This is a genomic window from Pseudalkalibacillus sp. Hm43 (genome assembly GCF_051842935.1).
In the GTDB taxonomy this organism is placed as follows: domain Bacteria; phylum Bacillota; class Bacilli; order Bacillales; family Fictibacillaceae; genus Pseudalkalibacillus.
This window is the reverse complement of record NZ_JBPXRR010000001.1, coordinates 642,315-666,818: the sequence shown is the minus strand read 5'-3', so window position 1 is coordinate 666,818 and position 24,504 is coordinate 642,315. Positions and strand designations below refer to the sequence as shown.

Annotated in this window: 24 protein-coding genes; 7 read left to right on the top strand and 17 right to left on the bottom strand. The window is 42.4% G+C overall.

Annotation, left to right across the window (positions count from 1 at the left end):
* Positions 1-25 precede the first annotated feature (25 nt).
* The 4 genes from ACSVDE_RS03615 to ACSVDE_RS03600 form a co-directional block, all read right to left on the bottom strand.
* Entirely contained in the window at positions 26-298 is a 273-nt protein-coding gene (locus ACSVDE_RS03615) for a hypothetical protein (protein WP_439299597.1), read from the bottom strand.
* Positions 299-405: 107 nt separating this feature from the next.
* Entirely contained in the window at positions 406-924 is a 519-nt protein-coding gene (locus ACSVDE_RS03610) for a hypothetical protein (RefSeq protein ID WP_439299596.1), read from the bottom strand.
* A 74-nt stretch (positions 925-998) separates the two neighbouring features.
* Positions 999-2,039: a glycoside hydrolase family 15 protein gene (locus ACSVDE_RS03605; protein ID WP_439299595.1), complete on the bottom strand. Its 1,041-nt coding sequence runs from the start codon at positions 2,037-2,039 to the stop codon at positions 999-1,001.
* Between the two features lie 274 nt (positions 2,040-2,313).
* Complete coding sequence (locus tag ACSVDE_RS03600; RefSeq protein WP_439299594.1) at positions 2,314-4,665, bottom strand: putative bifunctional diguanylate cyclase/phosphodiesterase; 2,352 nt, start codon at positions 4,663-4,665, stop codon at positions 2,314-2,316.
* A 161-nt stretch (positions 4,666-4,826) separates the two neighbouring features.
* Between ACSVDE_RS03600 and ACSVDE_RS03595 the strand changes: the two genes are divergently transcribed.
* Together ACSVDE_RS03595 and ACSVDE_RS03590 are read left to right on the top strand one after the other, a co-directional pair.
* Entirely contained in the window at positions 4,827-5,756 is a 930-nt protein-coding gene (locus ACSVDE_RS03595) for a DMT family transporter (protein WP_439299593.1), read from the top strand.
* Positions 5,749-6,336: a lysostaphin resistance A-like protein gene (locus ACSVDE_RS03590; protein ID WP_439299592.1), complete on the top strand. Its 588-nt coding sequence runs from the start codon at positions 5,749-5,751 to the stop codon at positions 6,334-6,336. The genes ACSVDE_RS03595 and ACSVDE_RS03590 overlap by 8 nt, the downstream gene beginning before the upstream one ends.
* Positions 6,337-6,414: 78 nt before the next feature.
* Here the strand turns inward: ACSVDE_RS03590 and ACSVDE_RS03585 are convergent, their stop codons facing one another.
* The 5 genes from ACSVDE_RS03585 to ACSVDE_RS03565 form a co-directional block, all read right to left on the bottom strand.
* Positions 6,415-6,630 carry a DUF2188 domain-containing protein gene (locus ACSVDE_RS03585; RefSeq protein ID WP_226547800.1) on the bottom strand — a complete coding sequence of 72 codons (216 nt, stop codon included), beginning with the start codon at positions 6,628-6,630 and terminating at the stop codon, positions 6,415-6,417.
* Positions 6,631-6,790: 160 nt separating this feature from the next.
* A complete protein-coding gene (locus ACSVDE_RS03580) occupies positions 6,791-7,153 on the bottom strand; it encodes a hypothetical protein (RefSeq protein ID WP_439299591.1) in 363 nt (120 codons plus the stop codon).
* Between the two features lie 234 nt (positions 7,154-7,387).
* Positions 7,388-7,591, bottom strand: coding sequence for a copper chaperone CopZ (gene copZ / locus ACSVDE_RS03575; protein ID WP_439299590.1), 204 nt, complete (start codon positions 7,589-7,591; stop codon positions 7,388-7,390).
* Between the two features lie 24 nt (positions 7,592-7,615).
* Positions 7,616-10,036 (bottom strand): heavy metal translocating P-type ATPase, encoded by a 2,421-nt coding sequence (locus ACSVDE_RS03570; RefSeq protein WP_439299589.1) that lies wholly within the window; start codon positions 10,034-10,036, stop codon positions 7,616-7,618.
* Positions 10,037-10,055: 19 nt separating this feature from the next.
* Positions 10,056-10,355, bottom strand: a complete 300-nt coding sequence (locus ACSVDE_RS03565) for a metal-sensing transcriptional repressor (protein WP_439299588.1) — start codon at positions 10,353-10,355, stop codon at positions 10,056-10,058.
* Between the two features lie 143 nt (positions 10,356-10,498).
* On the opposite strand from ACSVDE_RS03565, the gene ACSVDE_RS03560 reads away from it, so the two are divergent.
* Genes ACSVDE_RS03560 through ACSVDE_RS03550 form a run of 3 tightly spaced genes read left to right on the top strand, consistent with a single transcriptional unit; the run spans position 10,499 to position 14,254 of the window.
* Complete coding sequence (locus tag ACSVDE_RS03560; protein WP_439299587.1) at positions 10,499-12,040, top strand: spore germination protein; 1,542 nt, start codon at positions 10,499-10,501, stop codon at positions 12,038-12,040.
* Positions 12,030-13,124 carry a GerAB/ArcD/ProY family transporter gene (locus tag ACSVDE_RS03555; RefSeq protein WP_439299586.1) on the top strand — a complete coding sequence of 365 codons (1,095 nt, stop codon included), beginning with the start codon at positions 12,030-12,032 and terminating at the stop codon, positions 13,122-13,124. The genes ACSVDE_RS03560 and ACSVDE_RS03555 overlap by 11 nt, the downstream gene beginning before the upstream one ends.
* 5 nt (positions 13,125-13,129) lie before the next feature.
* Entirely contained in the window at positions 13,130-14,254 is a 1,125-nt protein-coding gene (locus ACSVDE_RS03550; protein WP_439299585.1) for a Ger(x)C family spore germination protein, read from the top strand.
* Positions 14,255-14,306: 52 nt separating this feature from the next.
* On the opposite strand, the gene ACSVDE_RS03545 is transcribed toward ACSVDE_RS03550, so the two are convergent.
* The 5 genes from ACSVDE_RS03545 to ACSVDE_RS03525 all read right to left on the bottom strand — a co-directional run bounded on the left by ACSVDE_RS03545 (position 14,307) and on the right by ACSVDE_RS03525 (position 18,684).
* Positions 14,307-15,362, bottom strand: coding sequence for a class I SAM-dependent methyltransferase (locus tag ACSVDE_RS03545; protein ID WP_439299584.1), 1,056 nt, complete (start codon positions 15,360-15,362; stop codon positions 14,307-14,309).
* A gap of 86 nt (positions 15,363-15,448) precedes the next feature.
* On the bottom strand, positions 15,449-16,204 hold the full coding sequence (locus ACSVDE_RS03540; RefSeq protein WP_439299583.1) for a TspO/MBR family protein: 756 nt from the start codon (positions 16,202-16,204) through the stop codon (positions 15,449-15,451).
* A 42-nt stretch (positions 16,205-16,246) separates the two neighbouring features.
* Complete coding sequence (locus tag ACSVDE_RS03535; RefSeq protein ID WP_439299582.1) at positions 16,247-16,912, bottom strand: TetR/AcrR family transcriptional regulator; 666 nt, start codon at positions 16,910-16,912, stop codon at positions 16,247-16,249.
* Between the two features lie 28 nt (positions 16,913-16,940).
* Positions 16,941-17,960, bottom strand: a complete 1,020-nt coding sequence (locus ACSVDE_RS03530) for an ABC transporter permease (protein WP_439299581.1) — start codon at positions 17,958-17,960, stop codon at positions 16,941-16,943.
* Positions 17,950-18,684: an ABC transporter ATP-binding protein gene (locus tag ACSVDE_RS03525; RefSeq protein WP_439299580.1), complete on the bottom strand. Its 735-nt coding sequence runs from the start codon at positions 18,682-18,684 to the stop codon at positions 17,950-17,952. Before ACSVDE_RS03525 ends, ACSVDE_RS03530 begins: the two co-directional genes overlap by 11 nt.
* Before the next feature lie 222 nt (positions 18,685-18,906).
* On the opposite strand from ACSVDE_RS03525, the gene ACSVDE_RS03520 reads away from it, so the two are divergent.
* Positions 18,907-19,977, top strand: coding sequence for an ATP-binding protein (locus ACSVDE_RS03520; RefSeq protein WP_439299579.1), 1,071 nt, complete (start codon positions 18,907-18,909; stop codon positions 19,975-19,977).
* Between the two features lie 35 nt (positions 19,978-20,012).
* Here the strand turns inward: ACSVDE_RS03520 and deoD are convergent, their stop codons facing one another.
* On the bottom strand, positions 20,013-20,726 hold the full coding sequence (gene deoD / locus ACSVDE_RS03515) for a purine-nucleoside phosphorylase (RefSeq protein ID WP_439299578.1): 714 nt from the start codon (positions 20,724-20,726) through the stop codon (positions 20,013-20,015).
* A gap of 89 nt (positions 20,727-20,815) precedes the next feature.
* Positions 20,816-22,510, bottom strand: a complete 1,695-nt coding sequence (locus tag ACSVDE_RS03510; RefSeq protein WP_439299577.1) for a M3 family oligoendopeptidase — start codon at positions 22,508-22,510, stop codon at positions 20,816-20,818.
* A gap of 323 nt (positions 22,511-22,833) precedes the next feature.
* Here ACSVDE_RS03510 and ACSVDE_RS03505 point away from each other — a divergent pair, with 323 nt between their 5' ends.
* Positions 22,834-23,703 (top strand): STAS domain-containing protein, encoded by an 870-nt coding sequence (locus ACSVDE_RS03505; protein ID WP_439299576.1) that lies wholly within the window; start codon positions 22,834-22,836, stop codon positions 23,701-23,703.
* Positions 23,704-23,738: 35 nt separating this feature from the next.
* Here ACSVDE_RS03505 and ACSVDE_RS03500 read toward each other — a convergent pair whose 3' ends face one another.
* On the bottom strand, positions 23,739-24,503 hold the full coding sequence (locus tag ACSVDE_RS03500) for a class I SAM-dependent methyltransferase (RefSeq protein WP_439299575.1): 765 nt from the start codon (positions 24,501-24,503) through the stop codon (positions 23,739-23,741).
* Between the last annotated feature and the right edge of the window lies 1 nt (position 24,504).

The following is a 24,504-nucleotide window of genomic DNA, read 5'->3' as shown; positions in this document are numbered from 1 at the left end:
GGTCAGCCTGCTGTTTGTTCATGTTTTATCCAGATTTTCTTTTCTTCTTGGAGAGTTTGTCTAGTACCCACCCTTGACCGACTTCGCAGTACCGGAGTGGTAATTCCAGTTGAGCCAAAATAGTATCTTTTCCGACAAGTTTCAGATTTCCTGTTTCATCATTCAGAATATCGATTTGCGCAGTTTCCGTCTTGGATAACGGGACGACTACATTGCTCAGTCCCTTGATCTTGAACGACTTTCCATCGAATGAAACCTTGTGACAGTTGGGAGGTTGACCTAGTTTTATCTTTTCCAAACTTGCTTCCCTCCTATTTTGGATTGACTCTATTGTATCAGATTATCACCAAGATGGAAGGGGATTTTTTGATATTTTTTAATTTTCATGCAATTGAAATATTTTTGTCAATGAGTCTCTATTTCGACATATTTTCCCAAGAATTCGGTCAGTTCTGCAATTTGTTTTTCTTTCAATTCCGCCCGATAAATCTTGTCACCAATGATGAACCGAGCAACCCCTCCTGAAGGAAACAGATGATTATCTTCGTGAAGCCCAGTGAGTATGTCGCATCGTTCTACGTCCTCCCAATGAAAGTGGAAAATCCCGACCCTGAACCCTTTCGTTCCGACCGTGATATAAATGGTGGAATACACCTGTGTAACGAACAAGCCTAAATGCATGACAAGATAAAGGATGCTAGGCAGGTTCGGAAGCTCATCAAAGAGCACGAACAATGGGAAGAAGATGATCAACACCATCTGAATGCTACGAATGACGAAGATCTGCCCTGAATCCCCACAGTTGATCAGCTTGAACTTCCCTCTCAGCTTACGGTTGAGCTGAAAGGTCCTTGCAATATATAAAATCGATAAAAGAATGAAAACGGAGATGATGCCTGTAAATAATCCGTTCAGCCATACCATATCCAAGCCCCCTTTAGTACTAGTATACCATTATCCTTGAAAATCTTAGGAGGCGATCCAATAAAAAGACTCCCCTATCCCTGGGAAGTCTCTTGGTTATCGCGATCATGATACAGTATTAAGGTTTCTGCGTATTCCAGCAACAAGATACACATGGATACTGCCCAAGCCAGAGGCGTGTTCTCATTCGGCACATTCGCCCCACCAATGTAAAGCTCAGGTACTTCTCCATTCTCAGGTATGATGTTGTCTGTCTTCCGCACGTACTCTTCCAATTTTTCCAAGTTTCCTAACTGACCATAACATAAGCCCAACCAAGGGAATCCGAAGCACCATTCCGCTTCCTGCCCTTCATTGAAATACTGGTCACCAATGTAGCGGATGCAACCATATTGCCGTTCCAGTTTGCAAGTCACTCGATCAAGGATTTGCAGCGCGGTTTCTCTCGGTACGACCTGATACGGATAAATCAGTGACAACAGGGCCAAATCCGTTTCCTTCGTCTGACTTTCTCTAGGTAACAGGAACCGTAGGGTTTCTTCCCCTTTTTTGATCATATCTTCAGGGACGTCTACGAGCATCCGCACTTCCTTCAGCCCGGCTACGCATGCTCCGACACTAGAGGCGTGCAGCTCTTGATATTCTTCCCACATGCCATTATCCTCGTCCGACCAGTACTGGACACATTCCAGATACTCGACGAGCTTCTGAACCATTTCACGATCTTTTTCGTTACGGATCATCCGTTTACCACGAGATAGACCTGCACCGATTCCCCATAGGAAACTGCCGATGGCATCGTGTTGTGCGTGTCCCCACTCCACAGGCAATTCTTTCAGGTCGGTTGAGTAGCGTGCATGGATATATTCGTAACGATAAACCGGCCGCTTCACTCTGTGAATATCGATTTTCCACTCGTAATCCTTAAATAAGTCTAATAGTGCATAGTAAGCCTTTTCATAAGTACCGTCATTTTTGTACAAATAAGGAAGTACGGTATAACAGACATCACGGATCCATACATAGGAATAATGTTTTGAAGGACTGGCAAGGTAAGCGCCATTCGAAAGCCTCATTGAGTTCAACACATCATATAATTTCGATTTTTTAATCATATGTGATCCTTCCTCTACTTTTCCCTTGTTGTTTCCTTTATTCCCAAATTCTTTGTCATTTACTCTCGAAATTTAGAATCTCTTTTTTGCTCAATCGCCTGTAATATCGTATTCAACAGCCGTCCAAATGTCAGCCCATTTGAAGTCTCCCATAGGTATTACACCTATTTTATACGTATTCCGTTTCCAAGGTCATTGTTCGTAAAAACTTGCGTCCTTCCATTTAAAAAAGAAGCCTCGCCGAACCGAACGGCAAAGCTTCTTTTCTTGTGGATCATCCGTTGGATGTTCCTTCTTTGACAGGTAGTAAATAACGTTCTTCGATGTCCTGGACGCTCAGCGGTTTTGCAAAATAGAAACCTTGCACTTCCTCACAGTGGACAGACTTCAAGAAATTCAGCTGTTCCAGCGTTTCTACCCCTTCAACCACAACCGTCAGATGGAAATGATGCGATAAATCGATAATGGCTTTGACCATCGCAATATCACTTTGGCTCTTCGGCACATCCATGATGAATGGTCTCGCGATCTTCAACTGGTTCAATGGATAATTCTTCACATAGCTAAGCGAAGAATAGCCAGTACCGAAATCATCAATAGCAATGAGCACGCCCATCTTCGCAATTTCACGTAATTGTGCAGTCAAAATCGCCTCATCGTTCATCGCTACACTCTCTGTTATTTCGATCATAAGTTTCTGAGGAGGGAAACCATATTGATCCATCAGACCTTTTAACTTGCCAGCCAGATCACCCTCTGAAAACTGTTGAGGACAAAGATTGACGCTCAGGCGAGGCGGAGCGATACCTTGCTTCGTCCACTTCATGAATTGTGCAATGGCAGTCTCAATGACAATTTCATCAATCGGGATGATCAGATCGAATTCCTCAGCTAAAGGAATGAACTCTCCTGGAGAGATGAAGCCCCGAACTGGATGCTGCCATCTTACAAGTGCTTCGACTCCTGAAAGTCGTCCATCATGTATATCGAATTGAGGTTGATAATAGACGATGAATTCATTTCTCTTGATAGCCGAGTGAAGTTCGCTGAGCAGCTCCATCCTTCCGACTAACTCTTCGTCCATTTCTGGTGAATAGAAGACGATTTTGTTTTGACGTTCCTCTTTCGCTTTGTACATGGCGAGGTCGGCATGCTTCATCAGATCTTCAATGGATTCACTGTTATCCGGATACAGCGAAATGCCGATGCTCAATGTAATCGTCAACTCTTTATCCTGGATATAGAAAGGTGTTTCCACCGTATCTAACAGATCTTGAGCAAGCTTCACTACATCATCTTCATAGTAGACCCCGTCCAGTACGACCGCAAATTCATCTCCTCCGTGTCTAGCAAGGAAAGTATCCTTTGGAAGCTTTTGCTGGAATCGTTCAATGATTTCTAGAAGGAGCTGGTCCCCGATAGCGTGACCGACCGTATCGTTGATATGTTTGAGACGATCGACATCAATGAAGACAAGTGCAACCATGGAACGATCCTGAACCGCATCTAGTGTTTTCCATTCGATCATCTGCTCTAAATATCTCCGATTCGGCAGCCGGCTGAACGTATCGTGGCGGGCAATGTATTCAATTTGCTTGAAGGCATTCTCCAGATCTCGATGAGAATCCGTCAATTCCCGGGTGCGTTCTCCGATTTTCTTTTCTAACTGCTGATTGAAGATCTTCAAACGCCTGACCAACGACTGATTTTGAATGACCGTAATTAGATCACGACCGATTACCAATATGATTGTGACAATCATCCCGACGAAGAGGACATCATTGTTCCGATACTTGAAAACGAACTCGTAGACGAGGATCAGAACTCCAGCATACTGAATGACTGGACGAATGATCTCCCAATGCGAATAGCTGATTGTGAACAACTTCTTCTGCTTTTTTCGGTTACTCGCTTCTTTTTTCGTAAAGGAAGAAGCAATGGTGAACATCCCTAATCCATATAAAATCAGATATTTTTCACGAAAAAGTGTTCCGTCCAAGGAATCGATCACCAGTAAAACGTTAGACAACGCACAAATGGACAACCCTACTAATAGACCGTTCAAAACAGGTCTTTTGATAGGCTTGTCGATTACAAGCAATAAGGTCCCTAAGATGAAGAGAACGTATAAAGCACCTAGTGGATAGATTGTTTCAAATAGGAACTGATCGTTATCCACATAATTTTGATAAGTGACGAACCAGATGGAACCGAAAACCGTAAGGGATATATGTAAGTCGAACAACAAGTAACTTAGTTGGAAGTTCGAACGAACCCTCTTCAATACGAGTGCCAAACCGATCGATAATAAAAGGATGTGGGCGATCCAAAGGATGTCTGGTAAGATCCTGAGATCTCCCTCTTCAACAGGTGTGAAGAACCGGATGAACTCTGCTATGCTGACGACTATGATACTAGCAGCAGTATACAGGGCAATGATCTTTTTCACTCGTGTTCCAAAATGGGCTCCTTTATATAAAAACCATAAGCTTGCAACCATCAACATTCCGAAAATGAAAATCGTCAGGTGATTGGCATCGACCAGGATGGGTTGATAGTTTGCGAATAGGATGAAAAGTATCAATAAGATTGCTGAGATTAAGCTTTGAATCCGCGTCGAAGTCATACGAATTGCCCCCATATTGAGCTCATATATGTATATGTATCGACAATTATCGACGGCATGTTTAGCAATCTTTTAAATATTTTTCTCATTGGATTGGTATTTCTCATCCATCCATAGAGTGATAAACTACATATATCATCCGTCGAACAGGGGGGCATACCATGAAGCAAGAACCCGTCATCAACCCGTACATAGCGATTTTCATAGGCGTGTTATCCGTCTCCACATCCGCTATATTGGTCAAATTAGCAACCGCTCCTGCACCGATTATTGCAGGTTACCGATTATTCTTTACAACACTACTCATGCTTCCGATCATATTGATTTACTTCAGAGAAGATTTCAAACGAATCAGTAAGAGAGATCTGCTGTTTTGTCTGTTTTCTGGTATCTTTCTCGCTTTTCACTTCATTCTTTGGTTTGAATCATTGAACTACACATCGGTTGCCAGTTCGGTCGTCCTAGTCGCTTTGCAACCGATTTTCGCATTCATAGGGACCTATATTTTCTTCAAGGAAAAATTGACTATGAAGGCTTTCTTAGGTGGAGGTTTAGCGATTGGTGGAAGCATACTGATCAGCTGGGGAGATTTCAAGATCAGCGGAATGGCTTTGTTCGGTGACCTGCTTGCTTTACTGGGCGCAGTTGCGGTTACAGTATATTATCTGTTCGGGCAAACTGTCCGGAAGAGGCTTCACATCATGACATATACCTTTCTCGTTTACGGCATGGCGACGGGTACGCTGTTCATTTATTGTGTCGGTCTCGGTTATGAGTTCGGTCCTTATCCGACACAAGATTGGATTTACTTCCTGTTGTTGGCGATTTTTCCGACCTTGCTTGGACATTCGATTTTCAATTGGGCATTGAAGTATGTCAGTACTACCGTCATTTCCATGAGTATTTTAGGTGAACCGATCGGTGCTTCCATATTAGCGTATTTCCTATTAGGAGAGATTGTACGATGGGAGCAGCTTACAGGTGGCCTCATCATCCTCGTCGGTATCTATATCTTTTTAAGACGTCGTCGTCTCAAGGATTCAAATACCAAGGCGGATTTGTCTAAAGAGGAAGTACATCAGCATGGGTAATTTTTTTCGTAGTATTCTTCTCGCTTATATCTTGATAGGAGTCGCTTTTCAGTCGGATGCCTACTTTTGGATCGTATTCCCTCTTGTACAAGGGGTATTACTATTGTTCGCTTTGGTGATCAAGAGCGCGCAATTAAGGTTCCCATCCTTTAAGCAATGGGGAATAGCGATTGTGAGCGGCATCGGGATCTATGGACTTTTTGCAATCGGGAAGGTTCTGATTTTGGCAATCGTGCCTTCGATGTTTGAAAGCTTGAAAGACTTGTACGGATTGATTCAACCGAAGTCCATTTGGCATACGATCCTCGTTTTTGTGTTGATCATCCCGGCTGAAGAATGGTTTTGGAGAGGGTATGTACAAACGAGGTTACAAGGTTCGACCCCCTATCGGGTGTTCCTATCTGTCAGCCTATATGCTCTTGCCCATCTGGCTTCAGGCAGCATATTACTCGTTCTTGCCGCCTTTTTTGCAGGGTTGATCTGGGCGTACCTTTATGAATATTCGAAATCGATCATCGTCCCGCTCGTTTCTCATCTTGTTTTTGACATATTGCTGTTTGTGGTTTTTCCACTGTTATAGAAAAAGAGATTGGCCGCTGCCAATCTCTTTTTTACTATGTTTTATGTGGAATCATTGCGGTAAGGAAGTCCTATCAGATTATTTCTGGATTGTGAGCGGCAAGTACTTGTTCACTTCGCGAATCGTTCCATCTTTGCGATAGATGACGTGCTCATATCCCTTCTGTTGCGCGCGATGCTTAGCAACTTCAATTGCATCCTGCTGAGTAAGATGAGTACTAGAGGATCGGTAATTCCCGTCTAAAATATTTGCCCATTTCTTTCCTCTCTTTACGGTTACAATCATTCTAGACATGTTCCCACATCCTTTTCGATTTATTTAAGGTACTTTTATCCTATCACAGCTCTAAGCCCCTTTGTATTGGGAAAGTTATCGTGTTTTAAGGTGCAAAAAACATGTAATTTATCATGGATTTTCCCAAATCGAATCGGTTGTCGAGGAAGAAAGTTCGATTTTACCAACATAAAGAGAGTCTGATGAAGAAACACGCATCCGCATGATCCGGCTTGAATTCAATCCGGATTCCATCTGGATTCACCTGTACATTGAATTCTGTATGAACACCTTTTGACTTGATCAACTTTATGACTTCATCGGTTTTATTCAGCTCAGCTGCCTTTTTCAAGTCATGAGCGAAAGGTTTATCTTGTGAGATTGCTTTCAATAAAGCGTTGAGTTCCTGGGTTGGCACGAGGAAACTTTCTGCTGAGTACATCATAAGAGTGACATCGTCGGGATCCGTGGTCCCCATCGGAATCCTCGGAAACCATTCCCCCCAGCCGGTATAACCATTCCAATCGGCATACTCCAAGTGCATCACTTCCTTCTTTTTCACAATATTCTATTGTCTTGTACATGTTTCAGCTTCAGTTCAGGTGCTGGAATTCGGAATATAGATCGTTTGTGGTTATTTCCCATAAAAATTGCGTTATTTCCAATAAAAATCGAAAATTATAGATCAGAATCGGCGTTTTTCCATAAAAATCAGAAATTATAGCTCAAAACACAAAAAAAGACCCGGCATCGACCGGGTCTTCTCCTGATTAATTTCTTACTTCACATCGTAGCCTTGTTCTTCTACGGCGTTTTTCATATCCGATTCAGAGACCTTTCCTTCTTCGTATACGACAGAAGCTTCTCTTCTTTCCAAATTCACATCTACGTCTTGCACACCGTTCAACTCTTTCAATGCGCTCGTTACAGCAGATTTACAGTGATTGCATGTCATTCCTTCAACTTTCAGTGTTTTTTCCATCTCATCATTCCTCCTAGATTCATATTATAATTTCACTCTCTTCAAGCGAAGAGCGTTACTCACTACAGATACAGAACTGAATGCCATCGCCGCGCCTGCAACCCAAGGGGCCAGCAAACCTAGTGCGGCTACTGGAATACCAGCTGAATTGTAAAACAGTGCCCAGAACAAGTTCTGTTTGATGTTCTTCATCGTCTTCCGACTAAGATCAATCGCTTTACTCAATAGCTTCAGGTCGCCACCGACGAGTGTGATATCCGCGGTTTCAATTGCAACGTCTGTTCCGGTTCCAATTGCGACGCCGATATCCGCAAGGGCCAACGCAGGTGCATCGTTGATCCCATCGCCAACCATCATGACACGCTTACCTTGTGACTGGAGCTCCTCGACTTTAGTGGATTTATCTTCTGGTAAAACTTCCGCAAAAACCCCGTCGATGCCGACTTGGGATGCGATTGCTTTTGCTGTACGTTCGTTGTCGCCGGTGACCATGTACACATCAATACCCATTTCCTTTAGCTGTGTAATGGCTTCTTTCGATGTATCTTTAATTGTATCGGCAACCGCGACGAGTCCAACTAAAGTACCTTCCATCCCCATCATCATAACAGTTTTACCGTCATTTTCTAGTTCTCCGATTTTTTCGGAATGTGTATGGATATCAATGTTATGGTGTTTCATAAGTTTCCGTGTACCAACGAAGATTTCCTTGCCTTCAATCCGTGTTTGGATTCCGTGGCCTGGAATAGCTTCAAACTGTTCCACTTCTTTCTCAACAACTTCATTTTCCTGACCATATGCAACAATTGCATTTGCAAGTGGATGCTCGGATCCACGTTCCGCTGCAACCAAATAACTTAGAGCGTCTTCTTCACCTAAAGGAATCCAATCCGTCACTTCAGGTTTTCCTTTTGTGATTGTACCCGTCTTATCAAGTAAAATAGCGTCTATTTTATGTGTACCTTCCAGATATTCTCCACCTTTGAAAAGAATACCCTGTTCTGCCCCTTTCCCTGTTCCCACCATAATGGAAGTCGGGGTCGCAAGCCCTAATGCACAAGGGCATGCGATGACAAGAACAGCAATAGAAGCTTCGAGGGCAAGGGTCAACTCACCTGGTGCTGCGAGGAAATACCAAATGAAAAACACCACAACACTTATACCGACTACGATCGGTACGAAAATTCCTGAAATGATATCTGCCATACGCTGAATCGTAGCTTTTGAGCCTTGAGCTTCTTCTACGATCCGTATGATGCCTGCTAGTGCAGTATCTTTCCCGACTTTCGTTGCTTCAATTGTCAGTGCACCATTTTTATTAATGGTAGAACCGATTACGTTATCATCCACATTTTTTTCGACTGGGATAGATTCTCCTGTGATCATTGATTCATCAACTGAAGATTGACCTTTGATGATTTTACCGTCTACAGGTATTTTATCACCAGGTTTAACGAGAAGAGAATCCCCAACCTTCACCTCATCGACCGGAATCTTCTTTTCCTTACCATCTTCTAAAATCGTCGCTTCTTTCGCCTGCAAGTTTAACAATGATTTTATAGCTAAAGTCGTACGTCCTTTTGCTAGGTATTCGAAATATTTTCCTAACAAGATTAACGTAATGAGAATTGCACTTGTTTCGAAGTACAGTTCAGGTTCATAGTTCGGTAGCCATAAGATGCGAAAAGCTTCCACAAGACTGTAAAAGTAGGCCGCCGAAGTACCAAGAGCCACCAACACGTCCATATTGGCACTCTTATTAGCTAAGGCACGATAAGCACCGACGTAGAATGGACCACCGATGTAGAACTGGACTGGCGTTGCCAAAATCAGTTGCAACCACGGATTCATCAGAATATGCGGCACAGGAATTCCCGTCTCAAATGGCATGTGCCCAAGCATTGTGTATAAGAGTGGTGCAGAGAGCAAAATCGACAACAGAAGTGTTCGTTGCTTCTTTTTCAGTTCTTTATCTTTAGATGCTTGTTTCGTATCCCGATCCTTTTTGACCTGTGCGGAATAACCGAGTTTTTTGATGCGTTGCTGCATATCTTCAACGCTTACGAGACCCGGCTTATATTCGATTCGTCCCGTTTCGGTCGTTAAATTGATGCTCGCACTCCTGACACCATCCATCTTGTTGACCACTTTTTCAATCCGGTTCGAACAAGCCTCACACGTCATCCCATCGATATCCAGTTCAACAGTTTCCGAAGGCACATCGTATCCAAGCTTTTGAATGCGCTCTACGATTTCTTTAGAAGAGACCTTTTCTTCTTCGAAAATGACCTTCGCTTTTTCAGTCGTCAGATTGACGGAAGCTTCTACCCCGTCCATCTTATTCAACACTTTTTCAATTCGGTTCGAACACGCGGCGCAGGTCATTCCGGTGATCGGAAAACTTTTTTCGATTGCTTTGGATTGTAGCGATTGCGCTTCATTCATACCCTACACCCGCTTTCTATTAGGACTTCGAAAATTGGCGAACCACTTTCATCAATTCATCAATGTAATCTTCACCGTTTCCAGATTCGATTGAATGTTTGACACATGTGTTGGCATGCCGCTCCATCAGTGAGAAGCCGACTTGCTTCAACGCGGAATTGATGGCTGAAATTTGGACGAGGACATCCATGCAATAACGGTCATCTTCAACCATCTTTTGCAAACCTCTCACTTGCCCTTCAATCCGTTTCAATCGGTTCAAAACTTTTATTTTTTCATCCTCTGTTCGAGGAATGATTGGTGAGTCATGTTCAGGCATACACTTCACCTCTTCTTAGATTGGTTACTTTTACTATACCCCCCTATAGTATTATTTGCAACAAATTTGCTTATACATTTTGGATATTATTAGCATGGATGGGAACTTTAAGAATTAGCATAATTCAGAGGTGGTGTGGATTCATGAAGAGAAGGAGATACCCGAAGCAAATTCGATCGAAATCCAAGCAATCGATGAATTCATATCAAACCCAGTTGAACACAGAAACTCAACCTTTTTTTGAAGAACTGGACAAGAATATATCATTTATTAAAGATTCTTTTTTCAATGCAGATGATGTTGAATTCAGAACCTTTACGTTCAACGAAAAGAAGTGTGCAATCCTCTATTTATCGACTCTTGTCAATAAGGAAGTCATGAATGAGTTTGTCATTAAGCCTCTTCAAGAAGCGAAATCCGGAAATATTGCAAATACAATCAATACCGAACAAGTGGATCATTCATACGATTTGATGAAAGTTGTCAGGGGGATGATTGAAGGACAGTGTGCAATCTTGACGGAAGGAAATGAGCACGCTTATCTAGTCAATGTCTTTTTGACGAATTTCAGAAACATAAGTGAACCGACCAATGAATATGTCATCCGAGGTTCACATGAAGGGTTTATTGAAAGTCTTCAGACGAACATATATCTGCTCCGTAAAAGAATCGAGAACCCGAATCTGTATATGAAATACGTGACCATTGGGAAAACGACAAACACCAAACTCGCAATCATGTACATTAAGGACTTGGCAGACCCTGAATTAGTAAAAACGATTGAAGAACGACTGAACTATATTGATACAGATGCCATCCAAACCCCTGGATACATTGAGGAATTCATTGAAGATTACCCATTATCTCCTTTTCCTCAAGTACTCAATACAGAAAGACCCGACCGCGCAACCGCCAATCTTTTGGAGGGGCGAATTGCCCTTCTGATGGAAGGAAGCCCGACAGCCATCATTTTACCGATTACGTTTTTCAGCTTTTATCAGTCACCAGACGATTACAACAGCCGATGGCTTGTCGGGACTTTTCTTAGAACGATCCGATTGGCTAGTTTTCTCATTGCAATTGGTCTACCCGCTGTATATATTGCACTGGTTTCTTTTAACTTGGAAGTGATACCAGTTGAACTTGTTTTCTCAGTGAAAAATTCACTTGAGTTCATACCCTTCCCACCTTTATTGGAAGCCTTCATCATGCAACTCACACTGGAGTTACTGAAAGAGGCTTCCGTACGTCTTCCAAGTCCGATTTCCCAAACAATCGGTATTGTTGGTGGACTTGTCATTGGTACAGCCGTTGTGCAAGCAAATCTCATTTCAAATGTCATGTTGATTGTGGTCGCCATCACCGGGATTGCTTCTTTCGTTGTCCCTTCGAACGAGATGACCACAGCTGTTCGAATTTTAGGATTTCCGCTGATGATCATGGCTTCCCTGTTCGGATTTGTAGGGATCGTTTTCGGATTGATGATTCTGCTCATGCATATGTGTAAATTGGAGCCTTTCGGACATCCGTATTTCGCGCCTTTTGCTCCATTTCATATGCAGGATTTCAAGGACACAATCATCCGTTTGCCGCGTTGGCTAATGAACACTCGTCCATTAGATGCTAAACCGCAACATCTTAGACAAGAATGGCCTTCAAGAGGATGGAAAAAGGATGAAAAATAAAAGCGAATCCATCACAAAATACCAATTGTTATTCATGATCCTCCAGACTCAAATCGGGGTAGGTGTATTAGGGTTGCCCTATTCCGTCCATAAAGTATCTAAAAGTGATGGATGGATTTCTGTTATTTTAGCTGGATTAATCGTCCAACTCATGATTTTAGTCATTTGGGCATTGGTTCGTAAATATCCCGGTGAAACGATTTACGGCATCGCTGAACAGGTCACGGGCAAGTTTTTTGGAAAAATCATAGCGGGGCTCTATATCCTATACGCGACTATCATATCTACACTCATATTAATCCTGTTCCAAGACATCCTGAAGCTATGGGTCCTACCAAACACACCAAAGTCGGTAATCATGTTCTTAATGTTGTTCGCTTCTCTATATTTAGTGAAAGAAAGAATCAGGGTAATCGCCAGGTTCTATTTGTTTGTAACATCCATGGTCCCTGTTCTGATCATTCTGACATTCATCTCATTTCCAGATGTCGCCGAATATCGTTATCTTTTTCCGATCGGTCAGGCTGGAGCACTAAAAATCTTAGTAGGGGCTCATTCCGTCCTGATATCAATGCTCGGTTTCGAGATGTTGCTTCTTCTTTTCAAATATGTGGATGCAAATGATCGAAGTATTATCAAGTCTGTCAGTATAGCAAACGGAATAACAACCGTTATCTATGTTTTCTTGACAATAATAAGCTATGTCGTGTTTTCACCTAAGGAAATTGAAATCGTCCCGCAACCTGTTCTATATATGTTGAAAGCCATTACATTCAAAATTGTTGAACGAATCGATTTGCTGTTCCTATCAATATGGATTGTCATCGTTACAACTTCATTAATGAGTTACTTATTGTTTGCTTCGAAAGGTCTTTCTCATTTTATGAAAAAAGAGGAACACAAAAAAGCAGCTTATGTATTGGCTATACCTATTTACCTTTTAGCTTTAATTCCACAAGATAAATTCCAGATTGAACAAATCAGCACTTACATCGGATATGCGAGCTATCTTTTTATTGCCATCTTTCCGATTGTTTTATGGATTCTTTCAAGAATGACTTCAAGTAACTCCAAACGGAGGTAATCAATATGAAAAAGGTAATGATGGGTTTCATTTTGCCACTCTTACTTTTAACAGGTTGCTGGGATCAACATCTGATAAAAGATGCCCATATTGTATACATTGCAGCATTTGATAAAGGAGATAACGGGAATATTAAAGGTTCAGCAATCATCCGAGGGTTCGTTGCTAGTGGTGGTGAAGTAGGTGGAGGAACACCGCAAAATGAGTATGTCGTCGCAGAAGGTAACAATGTAAGGAATGTACGGATGAATATTGACCGAGCTGTATCTGGAACTTTTACAGCATCGAAGACGAGAGTTTTTTTATATAGTGAAGATATTGCGAAAGAAGGTCTCTATCCATATCTAGACATTTTTTATCGTGAACCTTCCAGTTCTTTAAATGCTCGATTGGCGATTACAAAAGGTGAAGCCAATAAGATATTGGAAATGAGACGTGTTGAAAACACCTTGATCGGAGAGCATACTGAAGAACTGATTCGCAGTTCAGAGGTCAATACCATCGTTCCTAAACTGGATATACAAGCGGTTTGCCCTCTTTTCTTTGATCCCGGTAAAGACCCTATCGTTCCCTATATTGTAAGAAAAGAGGATAAAGGAGAGGAAGTCATTGATGGGCTTGCCCTGTTTCAAGATGATAAACTTACCGGTATATTAGGCTTGAAAGATTCGACTTTATTACTTCTATTAATGAATAAAAAAAGTAAGGTAGCCCGTATTGTACGCAAGGTTCATAATGATAAAGAACTCGATATTGAGAATTATGTAACCATTCACGTGAGTAAAAGCCAGAGCAAAATGACTGTCAATGCATCGAATGGTAACATTGAGAATGTTTCTTTTAACATAAAAATCAAAGCCAATATCGTAGAATACCCAGCAGATAATTTAGGCAGCAAGAAAGAAATCGATCAAATAAGTAAAAAGCTTTCAAAAATCCTAACGAAAGACATGAATGCCATGCTTCAAAAAGTACAGGAGGCGAATAGCGATCCTGTTGGTATTGGACGTGAGTTGATCGCATTCCACCCTGAAGTTTGGAAAAAGCTAGAGTGGAGGAAAGATTATCCTACTATCCCGATCACAGCTAAAGTACAGGTGAAAATCGGGGAGAACGGGATCATCAATTAGTTTGAAATATGAAAGCCAGCTCCTCCCATTAAGGAGAGCTGGCTTTTATCTCTTACCGCGGTCTTGCTACAATCCCATTATGCACCTTCATATATCCGTGCCGTAGGATATCGAATCCGGATTGATATACGTACAGCCCCATCTGACGAATATCCATCAGCTCCCGATAAGTATGGTTCATCACATCCGCCATGACACGGTAATACATCCTCGACTTCCACTGATTTCTTGGAGTCGTCATGATGACATAACCACCTGGCTTCAAGAAACGGCGGTGGAAATCCAAGATTTCTTCCTTATAAGCATCAGGGACATGCTCAAGCAGACCGACGCTGATGACGATATCGAATTCTTTTCCAAATTTCAGGTTACGGATATCTTCTACGACGTATTCTATGTTCATCTGATTTTTATACCAGACTCGTGGACTTCCCGTCTGTTCATTCGTACCTAGGAAAGGATACGTATCTGGGAATTCAGCGAATCGATTCGTTTTACAAAAAGCATCATAATCGACCATCACGACTTGTCCGCCTGGATACATGGCTTGCAGCTGCATCGCTTCATATCCTTCTGCAGCACCTAAGAACAAGATATTCGGTTTCTGAACATCAAGTCCCTCGAACAAAGCTCGTTTCCCTCTTGGATCCCATATACCGTCCTCTACTCGATGCGCATAATTCCATAAAGAGAGCCGCATAAAGTCTCCTACACTTGCCTTCACTTCTCTCACATTGAATTGTTTCAAATGATGGATCAGGTCTTCTTTTGCAAGAGTACGTTCTGTGGGTACGTCCTTTACGAACCATTCATGGAAAGAACGATTGAAATATTCCCAGGCCGTTTTCACAGGCATCTTTTGACCATGTTCCTTTTCCCAATCCGTCCGATCCACTGACATCGTCTTCACTTCGTATGGCTTTCCGACGTCTTTCCAAGATAATTGTGACCAGTCACTGACCACGTTCGCATTGAAAAATCGATCGGGCAGCTCGTTTTTCGGATTTCTCAAATCCACCCGATAACTCGGAAGTACCTCTGTCCTATCAAAATGGGATTCGTCATAAGGCATGTCCAAAGAACGGTCTAGTGTTTCCAATCCACTCATTGCGCTTCCTCCGTCCATTCCGTCTTATATAGAATATTACATATTCTGGACGCAGGGTCAATTTATATTTTGTAATTTTCAGACGATTAAAATGTCCTTCGTTCTTGTTCTCTACGATAGAACGTATACACGGTGAATACCGCCAATAACACCGCCATTCCAATCGCTGTATTCTTCACAATCATATAATCTTGTTGTTTAACGGCGATACCGATATAAGCCCATACGAAAACAAGCGGATAAATGGCATCTTCATTCTTTACTGAGAAAATCATCGCGAGTAACGTTCCACCGATCAAAAGAATGACCGTCCATGTCACATCTGATAGACCCCAACCATTCCAGTTGTTATGGAGGAGAACCACTCCTGTATTCACGATCGTCGCGACTGAAATCCAACCGAGATACACAGAAAAAGGCAGCCGGTCCAGCAGTCTACGACCAGAAGAATGCTGAATTAAAGAATAGAGAATGATCAATGAAAGTAGCAATCCGATCATCACAACAAGGGTCCAATTGAAATATTCATAATGCCACAGTACGATCCAGGTAGCATTCAATAATGAACTGATGACAAACCAGAGCCCAGTCTTCTGGAAAACGTTATGATTGACGCTTTTCGGAAAAAGCAGGTAGATGAGCCAAACAGCAAGCAAGATGTATATGACGGACCAGATGGAAAACACATAGCCAGCTGGTGTGAATAATACCGGGAACCGATCCGAAATTTCACCAGTCGTCTGACCGTTCAACGGAAGTATATTAGCGAGTGCGTTGATGCCGACCATCAGGAAATAAGATAGGACAGACAAGATATATAGGACAATGACATTTTTGTTCATTGGTTTCACCTCTATCTCATACATTCCTCAACTAGGACACATTTATTCTTCTATTCTACCTGAACCATAGACACCATATAAAATCATTTGAATCGTTTCTTCGACCGCTTGCTCATCATTCCATTCTGTTTCAGGAAAAAGGATGAACCTTCCGATTAAATATCCGAATAACGAAGAAGCTGTGAACCGGACGATGGCAGTAGGCGGCATATCGATGAGCTCCCCCTTTTGCTGAAAGGACTTCACAATTCCAGTCACTTTATCAATCACATGCTGAGCAATTGTATCCGAGAATTGCTGCTTCAACTCGGGATGAAAAGGGATTTCCTGCAACATGATTTTCACGACGTTCAGATGGTTCCGGATAAAATCCAATCGATTCATGAACAATTTACGAAGAAAAGCTTCATAGGAATCGAATTCCTGATCGAAAACCTTATGAAGATCTTTGATGATGAAGGGTGCCATGAACTTTGCCATGACCGGAGCAACAATCGACAACAACAAATCCTTCTTCGTCTTGTAATGCCGGAAGATCGTCCCCTCCGCTACGCCTGCTTTCTTCGCAATTTCGGATGTGGATGAACCTGCATACCCTTTTTCAGCGAAAACTTCAATCGATGAGAGAATGATTTTCTTCTGCTTCTCCGTCATCTTGTCATCCTCCAGCATTTGAAAAAACTCATCCGCCCAGGCATTGAATTCCATACGCGTAACTCCTTTGTCTGGTCTTAGTTTAAAAACTCCTGTACTTCCGCAATGCGAGGATGTTGGCTACTGAAAATACAACAGAAAAACCAAGTAGAATCAACAAATTCATCGCAATCTCCTCAAATCCAAGTCCTCTTATCATAACATCTCTAAGCGCATCAGCTGCATAGTAAAGTGGTGTGATCGGTCCAATCCAGCTTACCCAGTTTGATATCGCCTCTAAGTCGAACAAGCCTGAGAAAAAGACTTGTGGAACGACGACGATTGGAATGAACTGAATCATCTGCAGCTCGTTCTGGGCGTATGCAGATAACAACGTGCCGAGGGACAATGCTGTAAAAGCACATAACAACGTGACAACGAGCACCCAGATGAAGTCTCCAATCATGAGGAGATCCAACACATAGATCGAGTAAAAAACAATCAAAACAGATTGGATGATGGTAAAGAACCCGAATCCAAGTAAGTAGCCTATGACGACTTCTGATTTTTTGACCGGACTCGCCATCAAACGCTCCAAGGTTCCACCTGTCCGTTCTCTGAGGAAAGAAACCCCAGCAATGAGGAAGACAAAAAAGAATGCGAAGAAACCGATCAACACCGGACCGAAATTATCAAAGCTCGTCATATCTTCAGCACCGAAGAAATACTCTATCTCAAGCGCTATGCTTTGTTGAGTCTCGGACTGCATGCCATTTTTGACTGTTGCGAGCACACGCTGGTTCATCCCCGGGTCACTACCTTCAAGGACAATCCGGAGTTCTTGCCCCTCCATCGTCAGCCAGGCATCCAATTCCCCTTTATCCAATCTCTCTTCCGCTTCTTCTTCACTCAATTCTTCACTGTCCACTTCTACATCCTTCACCATTTCTTCAACTGGCGCAGGTAATTGATCATAACCAATCGCCGGTACGACTTCTTCTCCATTGAACACGAGTGATATGATCGTCAAAATTAATAATGGTGCAACAAGCATCATACCAAGTGTGCGCTTATCATGGAAAAACTGTTTGATGATCCGAATTGTAAGTGCTCTAATACGCATGCTTCGCACCCCCATAGTGTAAGAAAGCTTCTTCAATCGTATCGGTTGCGGTCTCATCCTTCAGCTCGGAAGGGCTGCCGACTGCAATGATCGACCCTTCTCTCATCATCGCGAGACGATCGCATTTTTCCGCTTCATCCATGACATGGGTGGTTACAAGGATGGTCATCCCTTTTTCTTTCAAATTGTATAACTCATCCCAAATCGATTGACGCAATACGGGATCAATGCCGACCGTCGGCTCATCCAATACGATCAGATCCGGTTCATGCAGTAAAGATACCGCAAGAGACAAACGACGCTTCATACCTCCGGAATAATTCCGTACAAGCTTCTTCCGGTGATCGGTCAAATTCACCAAATCCAATACATGAATGATCCGGTCTTTCATCAAATTTCCTTTCAAACTATACATCGCCGCAAAAAATCGAAGGTTTTCCTCCCCGGTAAGGTCATGATACAGTCCGTCAGTCTGTGCCATATATCCAATGCGTTTAATTGGAGCAGCGGACGGCATCTTTTGATCGAACAGCATCAATTCTCCACCAGATTGCTTCTCAATTCCTGATATGATTTTGACTAGAGTCGTCTTTCCTGCCCCAGATGGACCGAGCATCCCGAAGATTTCGCCCTTTTGGATGGAAAGGGTCGTTTCGTGAATGACAGTCGTTTTACCGAAAGCTTTTGTTACATCCGTTAGTTGAATGATGGTTTCCATACTCATTTCACCTCATTATTATAAAAGTGAGTAATCACTCACTAACAGTATTCTAGAATGTAAAACTTCATTCCTTCTTTTGTAAAAAATTTATTTAAAATACAACTTAAGCAGGATTGTATACGAAAAAGTCGAATCATGTATTTAAGTTAAAAGTATTCCATACACCCGTGCGATTATTCTAAGCTTAATAATCGCTTTTCGAATTGATTCGAGAGGAGGTACTTCATGATAACGGAAATCAATGGTAAGAAGTTGGATTTCCATCAGTTGCTTGAGTATTCCATTACTGCAAAATTCATTGTAAAGGCGAATGAGATTGTCTATGCGAACAAAGCTTGTCTACGACTGCTCGGTCTGAACAAACCAGAAGATATTTTGAACAAACCATTCAGACAGTTCCTGCATCCAGATTTTCACATACTAAATGAAAGATATCTCCATCAAGTATGCGAACTTGGGAAGACAGTTGAACAAGTAGAATGTTGTATCGTAGATGCAGAGGGAAGGATCATTGAAGTCGAGTCCACTTACGGAGTGTATGAGTTTGACGGTGAAACGCTCGTCCAGGTCATTATGCAGGACATAACAGACCGGAAAGAAACGGAAAAGCAATTGATGCAGTCTGAGAAATTATCCGTGATGGGTGAATTGGCGACGGGCATCGTTCACGAAGTACGCAACCCGTTGACCATCCTAAAAGGATTCTTGAAAATCATGGATAAAGAAACGTCGCCTAAAGGCAAAGAATACATCAAGATCATGCTCGGAGAATTAGATCGGATCAATACGATCGCTAACGACTTGTTGTATTTCTCAAAGCCTCATGACTCCAATATCCATCCGCATAATATCGTAAGAATCATCCAGGAGGTTATATTCCTTTTGGATACTTCCGCTTTCAGAAAGCGTATTTCTATCCATATTCATTCAGAGGAAGATCATATAGAAGTAGTCGGTGATGAAGTCCAGTTGAAACAGGCCTTCATCAATTTCATCAAGAATGCAATTGAGGCTACCTCACAGGAAGGACACATCTCAGTCCATATCGACAAGGGTTTGAAAGACATCTCCATTTCGATTATGGATACAGGGTGCGGGATGACCGGTGAACAACTCGAGAAACTCGGTACATCCTTTTATTCCACGAAGGAAAATGGAACAGGGTTAGGACTCATGGTCACCTATAACATCATCAAGAATCACCATGGCCACGTCACTGTCGGAAGCACTGTCGGTCAAGGGACGACTTTTACAGTTCGTTTACCGATATCCACACAGGAATATGCCATCGTATAGAAAAAAGCACCCGTATCAGGGTGCTTTTTGTCCGTCTATGCAGATTGTTCCACTGCCGTATCTAGGGCAACTTCGATCATTTCGTTGAATGTCTTTTGTCGTTCTTCAGAAGAAGTTGTTTCTCCAGTAAATACGTGGTCACTAACCGTCAATACAGAAAGTGCATTGACTCCGAACTTGTTGGCCAAAGTGTAAAGGGCCGAAGTCTCCATTTCGACTGCCAGAACTTGATAATCCGCTAATTGCTTAGCTAGATCCATTGTGTCGTTATAGAACGTATCACTTGTAAATACGTTACCGACTTTCACTTCAAGTCCTCGTTCTACTGCTTTTCCGTATGCACCGTGAAGGAGTCCGAAATCCGCAGTCGGAGCGAAATCAATACCACCGAAACGATGACGGTTCGTCGATGAATCTGTAGAAGCGGACATTGCAAGGATGACATCACGCACTTTTACATCCTTCTGGAAAGCACCGCAAGTCCCCACACGAATCAAGTTTTTCACGCCATAGCTTTCAATCAATTCATGTGCGTAAATTGAAATGGACGGTACACCCATTCCTGTCCCTTGCACGGAAATACGCTTTCCTTTATACGTTCCAGTATAGCCGAGCATCCCTCGGACTTCGTTATAACACTTCACATCTTCTAAGAATGTCTCTGCAATATACTTAGCACGCAGAGGGTCCCCCGGTAGTAGAATCGTTTCTGCAATTTCGCCTTCTTTTGCTCCAATATGAATACTCATATATTATCTTCCTCCTGTTTTCTGCAAATTCTGGTGTGAATACTGTTAGTTAGGGTACCCTGTTCCAATGATACATAATCCTCTAATGATCAGAGAGCCTTGTCATCTACCTGATCCAGCCATTTTTCTATATCGGTGACGACCGTTCGGATACAATCCGTATCAAATGGGGATTTCAAGCCCGCGTAATCGACGAGTTCTGTAAAAGCTTTGCTTCCGCCCTGTTTGCACAGGTTCAAGTAATCCTCCCATGCCGCTTCCCGATCTTCATTGGCTTTCTTCCAAAACTGGAACGCACAGATTTGAGCCAATGTATAATCGATATAATAAAACGGCGTACGGAAGATGTGGCCTTGCTGATGCCAGAATCCGCCTCGCTCTAGAAAATCATTCTCCTCATATGTGCGGTGCGGTAAGTACTTCTTCTCGATCCTTCTCCACGCTTGCTTCCTCTCAGCTGGAGTCGCTTCTGGCGTTTCGTAAACGAAATGCTGGAATTCGTCGACCGCCACCCCATAAGGGATGAACGTTAGTGCAGAACTCAAATGACTGAACTTATACTTTTCTGTATCCTCTTCAAAGAAAAGTTCCATCCATGGCCATGTGAAGAATTCCATACTCATCGAGTGTATTTCAGCTGCCTCATATGTGGGGAAGCTATATTCCGGTACCGATAAATGACGACTTGAATAAACTTGGAAAGCGTGACCGGCTTCATGGGTCAACACATCGATATCATGTGAAGTCCCTACAAAGTTCGAAAAGATGAATGGAGACTGATACTTACTGATGTATGTACAGTATCCCCCCGATCGTTTTCCACTTTTACTCACGAGATCCATAAGTCCATTATCGTTCATATATTGGAAAAATTCATCCGTTTCAGGTGATAATTCCGCATACATCGTTTTACCATGATCGATGATCCACTCAGGATCGCCCTTTGGTGTCGGGTTCCCAGATTTAAACTTAAACGGTACATCATAATAGGTCAAGGTTTTGAGACCGATCCGTTCCCTTTGTCGTTCATATAATTTCTCGGTAATCGGAACGATGTATTCCTTCACCTGATCCCGGAAGCGACGTGCCTCCTTCGCGGAGTAATCTGAACGGACGAGACGGTCATATCCAAGTTCCACGAAATTGCGATACCCTAATTTCTTTGCGATTGTCGTCCGTACTTTGACGAGTTCGTCATAAATCTGATCGATTCTTTCTTCATTCTCTGTTAAGAAAGCATATTTTGCTTCACTTGCTTTCCTTCGGGTCTCCCGATCTTTTGATTGGATGAAAGGAGACAATTGAGGTAGGGTTCTTATTTCTCCTTCAAATTCAATCTTCGCAGATGCGATCAGTTTCGAATACTCCGAGGAAAGTTTATTCTCTTTCTTCAAGTCCTCCACGATTTCATCGGAATACGTCTTCAAGGATAATTCCGCAATACGGAACAATTGGGGTCCCCACTCGTCTTCCAACTGGTTGCGATACTTGGAATCTACCAATTTACGATAAAATTTGGATATGAACCCTTCATAAATGGGGGTATGTTCATCAAAAAAGTCGTTCTCTGTTTTGTAAAAATCATCATTTGTATCAATGGAATGGCGGACGGAACAAATCGTCATCATCGACTCGAACTCATTTCTCATGCTGACGATCTCATTCAAGTGATCGCTTTGTTCTTTATAACTTCCGGCTTGTTCAAATTTTTTCAATAAAGAAAGAAAGGCTTGTTCAAATTCTTTCATATCGGGTCTTCTATACTCGTATTCACTAAATTTCATGGCGGAGTCTCCTTTTTTGAATGTATAGTCCGTATACGTCCTTCTACATTTCGTATTGAAATTCCTTGTGTCACTTTTTTGTCCTGCGGTTTTCATAGAAATATAGCCGTGGGAGCTTGGAGTAAACCCAATGATCATGAAACAGGGAGACCGTCACGAATGCAACCATCTGCCAATCAATCCCTTTCATCGCCATCCACCTCTCCTCATGTCCTCTTCTATATTATGAAAGTACTAGGCTGTCTTATATATTTATTTTGTATGAACAGTTCATGTATAATAAAGAAAACAAATTCCAAACGATAATTGATGGAGGAAGTCAAATGCGTGAGAACATGAGATTGATAGGAGAAAAGATTATAGAGAACAGATATGAGATATCCAGCCTGTCCATGAAGTTCCGTATGCAGGAAGATCCAGCGACAGTGGAAAGAATTCAATCCAGATCATTATCATCTATGACCCCTGAAGAAGCGGAAGAATTCACAGGTACATTCGTACGTTATTTAGGTGAAGCCGTATTTGGTGACGAAAAGCTGTATTTCGATCTGATTACAGATTGGAGTGCTAAGGCTGGGGAAATTGCTGTCAAGGAAGGCATTCCTCTAGAGGAGTCATTGGATGGTTTGCGCTTTTTCCGGAAAGCGATTCTTAGCATCTTGAAACAAGAAGCGGACCAACTCAACTTGAGCATCGAGGACCTCATTGACACATGTTCCGTAATTGATCCTCTGATTGATCGTTGTATCTATAGTTTCAGCCTAGTGTACTTAGATGACCATGAAAAAGTATTGCGAAAGGCGCATGCAAATGTTCAAGAATTGTTGATGCCGATTGTCCCCGTCACAAATGGTGTTGCTGTATTGCCGATCATAGGGGAGCTGGATGAAGAACGGTCGCAATATATCCTGGAAAAAGCCCTTGAACAGAGCAGCCATTTGAAATTACGACACCTGATCATTGACCTTTCTGGAATCATCGTAATTGACACAATGGTCGCTCATAACCTATTCCGAGTCGTCAATGCGTTGAAGCTTCTCGGTGTTCAATCCATCATTACCGGTATGCGCGCTGAGTTGACCCAAACCGTCGTATCATTAGGTATCGATTTCAAAGAGATCGTCACTTACAGTAATCTTCAAAAAGCGTTAGAATCAATCGGATTCGTACAAAGACCGTTACAGGTCAGATAAAGCATGAAAGCCCAGCGCTAGCCGCTGGGCTTTGTTTATTTTGGCTTGATACATGAGAGATAAAATCGATGTTCACTCACGTCTAAATACCCTTTTTCTTGAATCATTTCTTCCATTTTCATCAGTTCACTCAAATGAGATTGAACAGAGAAATTAGGCACCTGCCAAGGTATGGCTTTCAAGTGATAAAGAACAGCCCCGATGTCATAGAACCTCACATAAGGAAACGACTCGTACGCCTCTTCTACTTCAAAACCGGATTGTTCAAGTTCCTTGCGTGCATATTCGAGTGTCCAATACGAATAGCCGAAATCTGTATCCTCTCCAAGAAGTTCGTTCAATCTTGTGGCATCCTGTCCACCTACCTGTTGAGTGATGAACCTTCCTCCAGGCTTCAGGATCCGCATCACTTCCTTTACCGAATAAGATTCATGCTTATTGATGATCAAGTCGAATTGTTCGTCGTGAAATGGGAGCGGTTCTTCTTCCTCAATCGGGACTACACTCACTCCAAGTGGCGTCAACCTCCCTGTAGCAATGGAGAGATTCGGTGCATATCCTTCTGTAGCCCAAGTGTTTTGTGGAAGTGGCTGCAATTTAGACAGCAATTCACCCCCGCCGGTTCCCATATCCAACATATTCTCTGAATGACGAATGTAAGGAAGCACCTTACTGCCATAGCTCCACGGCAAAGGTTCTGAGGCAACCCTCCCTGTGTCTATCAAAAAGCTAAAATCCCAGCCTTCAAAAGGCTTTTCAAATTGTTCTATGTATTGATGTTCCTTCTCTTTAATCTCCATG